The organism is Naasia sp., assembly GCF_025465545.1.
Lineage (GTDB): Bacteria > Actinomycetota > Actinomycetes > Actinomycetales > Microbacteriaceae > Naasia.
On sequence record NZ_JAODMK010000010.1, the window covers coordinates 30,465 to 43,657 of the forward strand.

At 72.1% G+C, this 13,193-nt stretch carries 10 protein-coding genes; 5 read left to right on the forward strand and 5 right to left on the reverse strand.

Going from position 1 to position 13,193, the window contains the following annotated elements; translation table 11 throughout:
- Positions 1-96 precede the first annotated feature (96 nt).
- Entirely contained in the window at positions 97-873 is a 777-nt protein-coding gene (locus JWR33_RS02420; RefSeq protein WP_297409117.1) for a hypothetical protein, read from the forward strand.
- Between the two features lie 15 nt (positions 874-888).
- On the opposite strand, the gene JWR33_RS02425 is transcribed toward JWR33_RS02420, so the two are convergent.
- Together JWR33_RS02425 and JWR33_RS02430 are read right to left on the reverse strand one after the other, a co-directional pair.
- A complete protein-coding gene (locus tag JWR33_RS02425) occupies positions 889-1,761 on the reverse strand; it encodes an aldo/keto reductase (RefSeq protein WP_297409119.1) in 873 nt (290 codons plus the stop codon).
- Positions 1,762-1,899: 138 nt separating this feature from the next.
- Positions 1,900-2,877 carry an aldo/keto reductase gene (locus JWR33_RS02430; RefSeq protein WP_297409122.1) on the reverse strand — a complete coding sequence of 326 codons (978 nt, stop codon included), beginning with the start codon at positions 2,875-2,877 and terminating at the stop codon, positions 1,900-1,902.
- A gap of 144 nt (positions 2,878-3,021) precedes the next feature.
- On the opposite strand from JWR33_RS02430, the gene JWR33_RS02435 reads away from it, so the two are divergent.
- Positions 3,022-4,599, forward strand: coding sequence for an SIR2 family protein (locus JWR33_RS02435; RefSeq protein ID WP_297409124.1), 1,578 nt, complete (start codon positions 3,022-3,024; stop codon positions 4,597-4,599).
- Positions 4,600-4,685: 86 nt separating this feature from the next.
- Here the strand turns inward: JWR33_RS02435 and JWR33_RS02440 are convergent, their stop codons facing one another.
- Together JWR33_RS02440 and JWR33_RS02445 are read right to left on the reverse strand one after the other, a co-directional pair.
- The gene (locus tag JWR33_RS02440) at positions 4,686-5,702 is read right to left on the reverse strand and encodes an LLM class flavin-dependent oxidoreductase (protein ID WP_297409126.1); all 1,017 of its coding nucleotides are present in this window, start codon (positions 5,700-5,702) and stop codon (positions 4,686-4,688) included.
- 39 nt (positions 5,703-5,741) lie between these two features.
- A complete protein-coding gene (locus tag JWR33_RS02445; RefSeq protein WP_297409128.1) occupies positions 5,742-6,206 on the reverse strand; it encodes a Rho termination factor N-terminal domain-containing protein in 465 nt (154 codons plus the stop codon).
- A 117-nt stretch (positions 6,207-6,323) separates the two neighbouring features.
- Between JWR33_RS02445 and JWR33_RS02450 the strand changes: the two genes are divergently transcribed.
- The 3 genes from JWR33_RS02450 (at position 6,324) to JWR33_RS02460 (ending at position 11,183) form a co-directional block, all read left to right on the forward strand.
- Complete coding sequence (locus JWR33_RS02450; protein ID WP_297409130.1) at positions 6,324-6,701, forward strand: hypothetical protein; 378 nt, start codon at positions 6,324-6,326, stop codon at positions 6,699-6,701.
- Positions 6,643-7,503 carry an ATP-binding protein gene (locus tag JWR33_RS02455; protein ID WP_297409132.1) on the forward strand — a complete coding sequence of 287 codons (861 nt, stop codon included), beginning with the start codon at positions 6,643-6,645 and terminating at the stop codon, positions 7,501-7,503. The genes JWR33_RS02450 and JWR33_RS02455 overlap by 59 nt, the downstream gene beginning before the upstream one ends.
- A gap of 146 nt (positions 7,504-7,649) precedes the next feature.
- Positions 7,650-11,183, forward strand: coding sequence for a bifunctional RecB family nuclease/DEAD/DEAH box helicase (locus JWR33_RS02460; RefSeq protein WP_297409134.1), 3,534 nt, complete (start codon positions 7,650-7,652; stop codon positions 11,181-11,183).
- A 16-nt stretch (positions 11,184-11,199) separates the two neighbouring features.
- Here the strand turns inward: JWR33_RS02460 and JWR33_RS02465 are convergent, their stop codons facing one another.
- The gene (locus tag JWR33_RS02465) at positions 11,200-13,125 is read right to left on the reverse strand and encodes a PKD domain-containing protein (protein WP_297409136.1); all 1,926 of its coding nucleotides are present in this window, start codon (positions 13,123-13,125) and stop codon (positions 11,200-11,202) included.
- Positions 13,126-13,193 lie beyond the last annotated feature (68 nt).

The following is a 13,193-nucleotide window of genomic DNA, read 5'->3' on the forward strand; positions in this document are numbered from 1 at the left end:
CGAATACGGGTCTGAAACGTGGAAATCCCCGGAATTCCGCGCCGACACCCGCCGCGCCTGCGGAGCTGCACTGCTCCTCACTTCTAGTCTCTTGGTATGCCCTTCGATCCGCGCAGCACCGCCGATCCCGGGTACCTGACGCCTCGGGCGACCCCGTTCTGGCAGGCGGCCCGCGCGACGGGCGCCGGAGCCGTCTCTCCGATGGTTCCCGACGATCTCGCCGACCCGGACCTCGGGGCGGCGGCCGAGGACGATCCGACCGTCACCGGTCCCCTCTACTGGGCTCGGGCACGAGTGCAGAGGCCGCCCTCGACGCGGTCGCGCACGGGAATCACCCTGAGCCCCTACCGGGCCGCTTCCGATGAGCAGGTCAGCTCGCCGGAGATCCTCCGCAACCTCCGCATGGCCGCGCCCGGGGTGGTTCGGACCGCCAACGAGATCCTCGACATCGAGGGCCCGATGCCCCTGCAGCGGCTCGTCACTCTGCTGGCGCGGAGGTTCGGCATCCCCCGCCTGGACCCGCAGCGCCGCCACCACCTCACCCGGGTCGTCGGCCCGCAGTTCCGCCTGATCGACGACTTCGCCTGGCCGAACGGGATGAAGCCCAGAACGTGGCGGGGAGCGCGTCGCGTGGGCGACCCGAACGACCGTCGCATCACCGACATCAGCCGCGAGGAGCTCCAGAACGCGATGGAGTTCGTGCTGGGCGACGTGGAGGTGATCCCGCGCGATCGGCTTCTGACCGAGACGGCGACGCTGCTCGGGTACGCCCGGATTCCGGGGCCGATGCTGCCGTGGATGACCGTGGCCCTCGAATCCGGAGTGGAGTCCGGCCGCTTCGTGGCGACCGAGAGCGGGCTCTCGCTCGCCTAGGCGCCCGCCCCGCCGCTACGGGGTCTCGGAGCGCTCCTGGGTGAGCTGCACGACCTCGTCCGGCGACAGCGCGAGTTCCACTGCCCGAGCCGAGTCCTGGATGCTCGACGGCCGGGAAGCGCCGGGGATGGGGATCACGACGGGCGCCAGCGCGAGCTCCCACGCCAGGGTGGCCTGCTGCGGGCTGACGCCATAGGTGTCGGCGAGAACCTGGAAGCCGCCGTGGCTGCCGACGCGGGCCGCCCTCCCGATGCCCCCGAGCGGACTCCAGGGCAGGAACGCGATGCCGAGCTCGGCGCAGAGGTCGAGCTCGGGGCGGCTGCTCTGGAAGGCGGGCGAGAACTGGTTCTGCACCGACGCCAGCCGGCCGCCGAGCACCTGCTGCGCCAGCCGGATCTGCTCAGGGTTCGCGTTGGAGATGCCGGCCATCTCGATGATGCCCTCATCGAGGAGGTCGGCCAGCGCGCCGACCGAGTCGGCGTAGGGCACGGCGGGGTCCGGCCGATGGAACTGGTAGAGGCCGATGGCGTCGCCGCCGAGCCGCGCGAGCGAGGCGCGCGCCGCCTCCTTGAGGTAGCCGGGACGCCCGTCGACCGTCCAGGCTCCGCCGCCGGGGCGGAGGTGCCCACCCTTGGTGGCGACCAGGACGCGTGAGGTGTCTCCGCCGGAGGAGGCCAGGGCGCGCGCGATCAGGAGCTCGTTGTGCCCGACCTCCTCGGGACCGAGGCAGTACGCGTCGGCGGTGTCGATGAGCGTCACCCCCGCCTCGAGTGCGGCGTGGATGGTGGCGAGCGACTGCGAGGAGTCGGGACGACCCTCGATCGACATCGGCATCCCGCCGAGCCCGATCGCGCTGACCGAGCGGTGGCCGATGGTGCGCTGCTGCATGTCGAGCTCCTCGTCGTGTGCAGGCCGGAGCGGCCCCCATCGACACTATGCGCGGCGCCGGCGGGAGCCGAACCGGAGGCGCCGGGGTTGACGGCGGCGCTGCAGAGCTCCGCCGGACGGCGGCGCGCCCGGCGCCCGCTAGAAGCCGACGGGACGGTGCGGCACGTAGCTCTCCTCGAGTCGCCGCACCTCGTCCTCCGTGAGCTGCACGTCGACCGCCGCCACGGCGTCCGCGAGGTGAGCGGGCTTCGTGGCCCCCACGATGGGCGCGGTGACGGCGGGCCGGGAAAGCAGCCAGGCGAGGGCGACCTGGGCACGCGGGATGCCGCGTTCGGCGGCCACCGCGGCCACCGCCGAGGCGACCCGCCGGTCGGACTCCTCGGCCTGCGTGTAGAGCGTCCGGCCGAAGTCGTCGGAGGAGGTGCGGGCGGTCTCCTCGTCCCAGTCCCGCGTGAGCCGGCCGCGCGCGAGCGGGCTCCAGGGGATGACGCCGACGCCGGAGTCGAGGCAGTACGGCAGCATCTCCCGCTCCTCCTCGCGCATCACCAGGTTGTACTGGGGCTGCATCGAGATGAAGCGGGTCCACCCGCCGAGGTGGGCCACGTACTGCGCCTGCACGAATCGCCACGCGGGCATGGAGGAGGCGCCGAGATAGCGCACCTTCCCGGCTCGGACCAGGTCGTGCAGCGCCTCCATGGTCTCCTCGATCGGCACCGTGGGGTCGTACCGGTGGATCTGGTAGAGGTCGAGGTAGTCGGTCCGGAGGCGCCGGAGGCTCTCGTCGACCTGGGTGAGGATCGCGCCGCGCGACAGGCCTGCGCCGTTGGGGCCCGATCCCATCCGTCCGTGCACCTTCGTCGCGATCACCAGCTCGTCCCGTCGGGCGAACTCGGGAAGCAGCCGCCCGAGAAAGTCCTCGCTGCTGCCCGCCGAGTAGACGTTGGCGGTGTCGAAGGTGGTGATGCCCGACTCGACCGCGGCACGGAGGAACCCGCGGGTCTCCTCGATGCCCAGGCTCCACGCGTGGCTGCCCTTATCCGACGCGCCGTAGCTCATGCAGCCGAGGATGATCCGCGACACCTCGAGGCCTGAGCCGCCGAGCTTCGTGTACTCCATGAGCCGCCTCCCGTGATGTGCGCGGTCAGCCTAGAGGCGGCGCCTCCCCTCCGCCCCCGCTACCCGCTTCCGCCCCCGCTACCCGCGTCCGCGGGCAGGCGCAAGCCCGCGCGGGCGGACGGGCACGCGGGAAGAATAGGAACCATGAGCGCGACCTCGTCGCATCTGTTCGTCGTGCGGGCCAACATCGCGGCCCTCGCCTGCGACGCGTGGCTGCTGCCCACCGACGCGCGACTCGAACTCACCGAGGCCTGGCGCCGGGCGGTGCCGGACCTCGCCGACCGCCTCGCGCGGACGCCCCTCGACGGGCTGACGCGGGGCGAGGTGCTCGCGGCGCCCCTCGCGACCCGGCTCGGCGATCCTGTTCCCGTGCTCACGGTCGGGCCTCTCCAGGGTCTCCGCACGGCCGACGAGCTGCGGCCCGCCGTCCGCGCCTTCCTGGAGCTCGGCGTGCGCCTGGCGGAGGAGACACGCGCTCAGGGCCTCGGCACCGCCGCCTTCCGGTCCGTGCCGCTCCTCGCCCTCCCCTTCTTCGGCTCGCGAGGCGGCGGCGGGCGGCTCACCCAGGGGTCACTGCTCACCACGCTGCTCGACGAGGCCGCCATTGCGGGGACCCGCCTCGGCGTCGACGTGGCCCTGGTGCTGTCGGATGAACCGGCATACGCGCTCGCCCAGCAGCTGCGGAGGGTGCGCGGCGACGCGTGGCGGGAGCTCTCCGCCGACCTCCTCGGCGAGGCGGAGCGACTGGCCATCGAGGCTCGCGCCAATCGCCTCGTCCCGTTCATGGGAGCCGGCGTGAGCGTGACCGGCGGCGCCCCGGACTGGCCGGGGCTCATCGAGGGTCTGGCGGACGCCGCCGGCCTCGACGACGAGGAGAGGGCGAGCCTGCTCCGCACGGGCCGGGACGCTCGAGATCAGGCGGCGTTCCTCCGCGCCGCGTTCCTGCGGAACGCGTCGGAGGAGGAGCCGGACGGAGGATTCGCGGCCGCGGTGATCGCGATCGTCGACGTCCCGCGCTACGGGCTGGCGCCGGCGCTCCTCGCCTCCCTGCGGGCGGAGCAGGCGATCACCCTCAACTATGACGAGCTCTTCGAGCGGGCGGCGTGCGACGCGGGGCAGCCCAGGTCCGTCATCCCAGGCGACGAGCGCGTCACGTCGCGGTGGCTGCTCAAGCTGCACGGCTCGGTCGCCGTGCCGGGCAGCATCGTGCTCACCCGCGACGACTACCTCGGCTTCCACGTGGAGCGCGCCGCATACAGCGCCCTCGTCGCCGCCACGATGATGACGAGGCACCTGCTGTTCGTCGGCTTCGGTCTGGCCGACGACCACTTCCACGAGATCGTGCACGACGTTCGCCGCACCACGAGGCAGTCGGCGACCCTCGGCACGGTGCTGACCCTGCGCGACGACCCCCTGGCGATGACGATCTGGTCCGAGGAGCTCACCTTCGTGCGAGCGGCCGTCGCCACGGAGGACTCGCCGCGCTCCTCATCCCGGGCGATCGAGATATTCCTCGACGCCGTCATGGCGCTCGCGACGGATCGACATCCGTTCCTGCTCGCGGAAGGCTTCGAGGACGGCCTCGACGCTGACGAGCTCACCCTGCGCCAGGAGCTGCTCGCCCTCGACCGTGCCGCTGGCGAGGACGTCCGCGGCACCGAGGCCTGGGCGCACGTCGACCGGGCCCTCCGCGAGCTCGGCCTGGGCCACAGCGCCGACTGACCCCCGACAAGTGCCCGTTCCGGCGGGAAGTGCCCGCTATAGCGGGCACTTCCCGCCGGAACGGGCACTCGAGGAGTCTCTGGTGGTCAGGAGAGGGCCGGGGCGATGTGCTTGACGATCGTCTCGAGCAGGTGCGCGTTGTAGTCCACGCCCAGCTGGTTCGGCACGGTCACCAGCAGGGTGTCCGCCGCCCGCACGGCCTGGTCGTTCGCGAGCTGCTCAGCGATCACCGCCGGGTCGCCCACGTAGGACTTGCCGAACCGGGCGAGACCGCCGTCGAGCCAGCCCACCTGGTCCTCCCCGCTCTGCTCCGCCATGCCACCGAAGTACATGCGGTCGAGGTCGTTGGCGATCGGCAGGATGCTGCGGCTCACCGACACCCGCGGTTCGCGCTCCCAGCCCGCTGCGGTCCAGGCGTCGCGGAAGATCCGGATCTGCTCGGCCTGCAGCTCGGCGAACGGCACCCCGGTGTCCTCTGTGAGCAGGGTGCTGCTCATCAGGTTCATGCCCTGCTCTGCCGTCCATGTGGCGGTGCCGCGCGTGCCAGAACCCCACCAGATGCGGTCGGTGAGCCCCGGCGACTGGGGCTGGATCGCGAGCGATCCGGAGCGTCCCGTCATCTGCGGGTTCGCGGTCGCCACGCCGGCGCCGGCGATGGCGGCACGGAAGAGTTCGGTGTGCCGGCGGGCGAGGTCCGCGTCCGTCTCGCCGTCCGCGGGGAGGTAGCCGAACGACTCGCTGCCGCGCAGCGCCGTCTCGGGCGATCCCCTGCTGATGCCGAGCTGCAGGCGGCCGCCGCTGAGCAGGTCCGCGATCGCCGCCTCCTCGGCCATATGCAGCGGGTTCTCGTAGCGCATGTCGATGACCCCGGTGCCGAGCTCGATCCGGCTGGTGCGGGCCCCCATCGCCGCGAGCAGCGGAAACGGCGACGCGTACTGCGGCGCGAAGTGGTGCACCCGCACGTACGCCCCGTCGAGGCCCAGTTCCTCAGCCGCGACCGCGAGCTCGACCGCCTGCAGGTAGGCGTCGGCGGCCGTCCGCACCTCCGAGCCGCGCACCGGCTGCCAGTGGCCGAAGGAGAGGAATCCGATCCGCTTCGTCATGGCAGAGGGAGCGCCCCGAGGCCGCCCGCTATTCCCGCGTCAGGCCTGCGGCCCGGTGAGCGCCGCGAGCAGCGCCGCCTTCGACATCGACGAGTAGCCCCGCACGCCGCGCTCCCGGGCCAGCGTCCGGAGCTGGGCGACCGTCCAGGTGCTGTCGGGGTCCGACTCGCGCGTGTCGTCGCCCGCCGGCTCGAGGAACGGCGTCTCCTCAGCGGAGTCCGCGGCGGACACGGCCTCGGCGCCGAAGACGGGAACGTCCTCCGGCTGCACCGGTGCCTCGGTTACCGCGGTCTCCAGCTCGTCCGGCTCCCCGGTCACGCCGGACGGCGCTGCCGCAGGTGCGGTCGCCGTGCCTGCCGCCGGTGCAGCGGGCGCCGCCGGCGGCTTCTGCGCTGCGGGAGCCGGAGCGCCGGCGCTCTTCTCGCCCCGGCCGCCGATGCGTCCGAACGCCGCCTTCAGCGTGCCGACGATCCCCCTGGGTGCCTTGTCCTGCGCGTCTGCCACGATTCCCCCTTCACGAGCCACCCATTCTTCCGGTTCCGAGCCGGCTTTCAGGCAACGGGGGGCGTGGTGTCGCAGAAAGACGAGCGAACGGGGGCGTCCGTCCCCGAGAATCACGGGATGGACCCTGACCAGAGCGCCTTCGTCGAGAGCTTTCGGCAGTTCCTGGATCGCATCAACCGGCTGCCGGCCAGTCCGCCACGGCTCACGCCGCTCGGCGAGGTGGTCGAGCGGCACATGGGAGTGGACGTCACGACGGTTCCGCTCGTCACAGAGGACCTCGCTCCCCTGCGCCTCGTCGACGCGGACGTGGCCATGGCCGAGCTCAGCGGCGGCGTCGCGCCCCTCGGCGTGACGGGGCGGCATGAGCGGGTCAAGGAGAGCCTGCCCGAGCTGCTCAGTCATCCGTGGACCCGGTACACCCTGCCCGCCGTCGACGATGTACGGCTCGGGGGCGCCGGGCGCCAACTTCCTCCCGCGTCCGGAGGTCCCCGCTGACGCGCTGATCCTGCCCGAGGGGGTGCTTGAGCGCATCACTCGGCACGTCGTGGGCATCGGCGAGCATCGAGCCGAGCTGCAGGACGCCGGGCGGCACCTCAAGCGGGGAGTGCTGCTCTACGGGCCGCCGGGAACCGGCAAGACCCTCACCGTGCGCCACCTGCTCGGCCGCACCGCGGGGGTCACGGGCGTGCTGCTCACCGGTCCGGCCGTCGCCCACATCTCGGCGGCGACGGAGCTGGCGCGCGTCCTCCAGCCCTCGATCGTGGTGCTCGAGGACGTCGACCTCGTGGCGATGGAACGCGACATGTACGGGCCGCAGCCGCTGCTGTTCGCCGTGCTCGATGCCCTGGACGGTCTCGACGGCGACGCCGATGTCACGTTCCTGCTCACCACCAATCGGGTCGAGCTGCTCGAGCGGGCGCTCGTCGAGCGACCGGGCCGCGTCGACCTCGCCGTGGAGATCCCGCTGCCCGACCCGGTCGTGCAACGCCGGCTCTTCGCCCACTACGGGGAGGGCCTCGCGCTCTCCCCGGCGGCGCTCGATGCCGCGGCGGACCGATCGGCGGGAGCCACGGCGTCCTTCGCCAAGGAGCTGATGCGGCGAGTGGTCCTCGGCGCAGCGGAGGCCGCCGCGCCGGTCACCGACGAACTCCTCACGGCAACCCTCGACGACCTGCTCTCCACCCGGGACGACCTCACCCGGGCGCTGCTCGGCGGGAGGAGAGGCGAGAGCGGCACCGAGGGCGGCCACGACGGCGGGATGCCGGGCGGCTTCGCCGCCCACCCCGGGCGCTACTGATCGGCACGCCTCGACCGTTCCGGCCCGTCTCGGGCGACGCTCCCTCCTCAGCGTCGGGGCGTCTCGGCCTGCCCGCGACGGGCATGCCGGCGTCCTCTGTCGGCGGCGCTTGATACGTTCCTGGAGCCCGAAGGAAGGGAGGGACCATGTTCGTACGCGAGGGAACGGTGCACTACAGCGCCAGCGACCTGACCGCCGCCGTCACCTGCGAGTGGGCCCTGATGCGCCGCCTCGACGCCAAGCTCGGCCGCATCGCCGCCGTGGAGGAGCCTGAGGACGCGATGCTGCTGCGCGCCAGCGCGCTCGGCGGCACCCATGAGGAGCGCACCCTGGAGCGCTATCGCGAGTCGTTCGGCCCGCACTCCCCCGGAGCGCCCGGCGGAGTCGCCGAGATCGAGCGGCCCGAGCCGTCCACCGACGCCGCGGCACTGCGCGGGGCGATGGCGGCGACGGTGCAGGCGATGCTCGAGCGAGCGGACGTCGTCTTCCAGGGCACCTTCTTCGACGGCCGGTTCGTCGGCTTCGCCGACTTCCTCGTGCTCACCGATGCGGAGTCCGGCGAATACGAGGTGTACGACACCAAGCTGGCTCGCCGGGCCAAGATCTCCGCCCTCCTGCAGCTCGCGGCGTACGCACTGCAGCTGAAGGCGCTCGGCATCCCGGTCGGCCCGCAGGTGCACCTGCTGCTCGGCGACGGCAGCACCTCCACCCACCGCCTGGCCGACATCCTGCCCGTCTACGAGGACCGGCTCGCCCGCCTCCTCACGATGATCGATGCGCGCGTCGCGGATCCGCAGCCGCTGCCCTGGGGCATCGACGGCTACACCGCGTGCGGGCGCTGCGCGGCCTGCACCGAGCAGGTGGAGGCGAGCCGAGACGTGCTGCTCGTCGCGCGCCTCACCGCGAACCAGCGGCGCCGGCTGGCCGACGCGGGCATCACCACGATCGAGCAGCTGGCGGAGAGCACCGGCGACGTGCCCGGTGTCGGCGCGGCGACGCTCGAGAAGCTGCGGGATCAGGCCCGCATGCAGCTCTCCGCACCGCCGCACGGGCCAGGAGGCCGGCCCGAGGTCGCCTACCGGGTGCACGACACGGCCGGTCTCGCCGCGCTGCCCATGCCCGACGCCGGAGACATCTTCTTCGACTTCGAGGGCGACCCGCTCTGGACGGACGGCGACACCCGGTTCTGGGGGCTCGAGTACCTCTTCGGGGTGATCGATCATGACGGCGAGCGTGAGCACTTCCGGCCGTTCTGGGCCCACGACCGGGCGGAGGAGAAGCAGGCCCTGCTCGACTTCCTCGGCTATGTGACCGAGCGGCGGTCCCGCTTTCCCGGCATGCACATCTACCACTACGCGGACTACGAGCGCAGTCACCTGCAGCAGCTCTGCGCCCGGCACGGGGTGGGCGAGGTGATGCTCGACGATCTGCTGCGCGAGCACGTGTTCGTGGACCTCTACCCGGTGGTGATGCACAGCGTCCGCATCTCGGAGCGCTCCTACAGCCTGAAGAAGCTGGAGCCGCTCTACATGGGCGACGAGCTCCGCCGCAGCGACGTCACGAACGCGGCGGACTCGATCGTCGCCTATGTCGACTACACGGTCCTCCGCGACTCCGGCCGGACGGAGGAGGCGGAGGCGCAACTGGCGGAGATCGAGGAGTACAACCGCTACGACTGCGTCTCGACCCTCCGTCTCCGGGACTGGCTGCTCGATCGCGCCGACGAGGCCGGCGTCGGGCGGCGCCGGGTGCCCATGGTGGATGAGCCGCGCGACACCCGGATCGGACGCCGGGAGGACCGGGTGCGCGACCGCCTCCTGGGGACGATCGCGGGCATCCCGGCCATCGATCGCACGCCCGACCAGCAGGCGGTGGCCCTCGCTGCCGCGGCCATCGAGTACCACCGCCGCGAGGACAAGACCTGGTGGTGGGAGCACTTCAACCGCGAGATCACGCCGCTCGAGGAGTGGGCCGACACCCGCGACGTGTTCGTGGTGGACTCGGCGGAGGTCGTATCCGACTGGGAGCTGCGGGGCCGGAAGAAGTCGGACAGCCGAATCGTGCGCCTGCGCGGGCGGCTCGCCCCCGCCAGCCGCATCGAGGTCGGCGGGCAGCCGCACGCGATGTACTGCTCCCCCGTCCCTCTGGGCTGCCCGCCCGTCCCCGAGGGCCAGCGCGGAGAGCACGACAGCACCGAGGTGCTGTCCGTCTCGGAGACCCCGGCAGGCGCCGAGGTGCTCCTCGAGGAGACCTCGGGCGAGGGCGTCGACGGCTGGGCGGAGCTGCCGTTCGCGCTCACGCCGGCCCGGCCGATCCCCACCGCCGCGCAGCGCGCGGCGATCCTCGAGTGGGGCGACGAGCTGGCCGGCGCCCTGCCCCGACTCGTGCCCGGCGCAGCACTCGACCTGCTGCGCCGTGGAGCCCCTCGCTTCGCGGATGGCGGGGAGCTCGAGCCGGTCCGCCACGCGGGCACCGTCGACGCCATCGTGCGGAGCATCGACCGGCTCGACCGCTCCTACCTCGCCGTGCAGGGCCCTCCCGGCTCCGGCAAGACCTTCGTGGGCGCCGGCGTCATCGCCCGACTGCTCGCCGACGGGCGGCGGATCGGCGTGGTCGCCCAGTCCCACGAGGTGGTGGAGAACGTGCTCCGCCGCGTGGTCGCTCTCGGCGTCGACCCGGCCCGCGTCGCCAAGAAGGCCCCGAGCCGGGGGTACGAGACGCCGCCGGAATGGACGGTCCTCACCGACAACAAGCAGGTGATGAACTTCGTCCTCGCCGAGCGCCGCCGCGGCTTCGTGCTCGGCGGCACCGCCTGGGACTTCGCCAACGCCACCAAGGTCCCGCGCAACTCCCTCGACCTCCTCGTGATCGATGAGGCGGGCCAGTTCTCGCTCGCCAACACGATCGCGGTCGCCACCAGCACGCGCAATGTGCTGCTCCTCGGCGACCCGCAGCAGCTGCCGCAGGTGAGCCAGGGCCTGCATCCCGAGCCGGTGGACCAGTCGGCGCTCGGCTGGCTCTCCGCCGGGCACGACGTGCTGCCCGCCGGGCTCGGCTACTTCCTCGACCAGAGCTGGCGCATGCATCCCGTGCTCTGCTCGGCCGTCTCCGACCTCTCCTACGAGGGCCGGCTCACCTCCCGGGTGCCGGAGACCACGGACCGGCTCCTCGACGGGGTGGCCCCGGGGCTGCACTCCTCAGCGGTGGAGGCGGCAGGCAACTCGATGGCATCGCCGGAGGAGGCGGCCCGGGTGGTCGAACTCGTGCGTGCGCACGTGGGGCTGCCGTGGACCGACGAGGAGCTCGGTCGCGTGGCCGACCCCTTGCGCCCGTCCGACCTGATCGTGGTCGCGCCGTACAACGCCCAGGTCGACCTGATCCGGCGCGAACTCGACCAGGCGGGCTTCCGGGACACCCCGGTCGGCACGGTCGACAAGTTCCAGGGGCAGGAGGCTGCGGTCGCGATCGTCTCGCTGACCGCATCGAGCGCCGATGACGTTCCGCGGGGCATCGCCTTCCTGCTGCTGCGCAACCGCCTGAACGTCGCGATCTCGCGGGCCAAGTGGGCGGCCTACCTCGTGCACTCCCCCGCCCTGCGCGACTATCTGCCGCACACCGCGGAGGCGCTCGGCGAGCTCAGCGCGTTCATCCGGCTCACGCAGACAGACGCGGAACGCTGACCGCTCGCCCGCCGGATCAGGGGTGTACGGCCAGGAGGTCATCCACGCGCAGCTGGATGGGCCCGTTGGTGACGCCACCGGAGAGGTAGGTCGTGATGCCGACGCTTCCCGTCGTCTGCAGGGCGGCCGTCGAGTCGGTGACGCTGCGCTGCCACGCGGCGGGCTCTGCGGACCCGGTCGGCCACATCTTCGCCTGCACGAGGGTCGGACTGGTCCCGGTCGCCCGGACTCGCAGGGAGAACTGAGAGCCGGCCGGGTAGGTGCCGGGCACAGCGACGCCTGCCTGAAGCGACGTCTCCGCCGACCCATCCAGCCGGACGAGAGCCACCGTCGCCTTGCCTGCGCTGGAGAGGACCACCTTCGCCTGGTAGGCGCCGACGGACCCGATGCGGCGTGCCGCCTCGGAAACGTAGACGCTGCCGCCCGCGGGCAGCTTGTCCACCGCGTAGTCAACGCGCAGGTCGGTGTCGGCCGAGGAGACGGATTGGAGGTTCATCCGCAGGGTGCTGCCTGCGGTCAGCGATACGGTGCCCACGCCTCCCCCGACGGCGAATCGAGTCGCCGTGCCGGTCAGAGTCCAGGGGCCGCCGGTGGTCGCCGAGCCCCAGCCGGAGGAGACGGTGCGGCCGAAGGCGTCTTCCGCCAGGACCGACGTCGCCGGCGGCGCAGTGGGGCTCACCGACGAACTGGCTGTGTCGGTTGCGCCGCCATTGTCGGTGACCTTCAGCGTGACCGGGTAGCTGCCGGCGGCGCCGTAGGGGTGGCTGGGAGTGGGTCCGGTCCCGGTGCTGCCGTCCCCGAAGGTCCACGCATAGGACGAGATCGTTCCGTCCGAGTCGGATGACGAGGACGCGTCGAATCGGCAGCTCAAGTCGGTGCACGCGCTGGTGAACGTCGCGGTCGGCGGAGAGTTGGCCGGCGGGGTGCCGCGGGTGATCGTGAAGCTGTCGGTGAACGTGCCGCCCGTCGCCCGGTTGAACGACGCGTTCAGGGCGTCGGCCGTCACGGTGACGTCGAGAGATCCCCAGGTGGGGTTGGTCGTCGAGCCGGCGGTCGCCGCGAAGTAGGGCGCTTCCGGATCGGTGGAGTCGATGGGGCGCATCGCCTGCCCGCCGGTTCCGACGGTGTCGATGACGGTTCCGACCCCCTGAACCATCGACGCGTCCGTGTCGACCACGCAGGCCGCCGTGAAGGTGCCGGGGGTCATGCTCGGGCACCCCGAGCGCAGCGTGAGCTGGTCGGTCCGCTGATACAGGTGCTCGTGGCCGTTCAGCACGAGGTCCACCTTCTTGCTGAGCAGCAGGTTCATGATGTCCACGCCGGGATCGCAGCTGTACTCACCGAGCGAGAGGCACGGCTTGTGCATGCCCACGACCACCCAGGGGATGTTCGCGCTACGCGCACCATCGATCGCGGCCGAGGTCCAGGCATACCGGGGGGTGCCCGCCGCATAGCTCCAGGTGCTGTCGGGAAATGCGAGCGCCGGGGAGATCATGACGAACCGGACGAGCGGATTCACGGCTGGAACGTCGACGTAATACTGACGCCCGTAGGTGCCGATGACGCCGGGCAGCTGGTTGGGCAGGCACGACGCGAAGTCGTTGATGTTGCCGTTCAGTCCGTTGCTCTCGTGATTGCCCGAGATGAGCTCGAACGGGAAGCCCGCCCCGACCCCGGCCGTCACCGCATCGCACCATGCCTGCTCCTGGCCCGCGCTGCCGTAGGAGAGGTCGCCGAGCGCGAGATGGAGGTCGGGGCCGATCGCTCCGATGTCCGCGAACACCGCCCGTGCGTTGGCGTTGGCCGTGAAGTCGCCGGACGCCGTGAAGTGGACCGACCGCGTATCCCCGGCAGCTCGCGAAACCGGCGCGGCGGCGACGGCGATGACCGCGACCATCCCGGCGGCGAGCGTGAGGGCGGAGGCGAGGCGGAGGACTCTCATCGGCCGCTCCTTTGCAGCAGACGACTGCACTCGTGCTCAGCCGAGCGGGTCGGGCGGCTGCGGAGCGG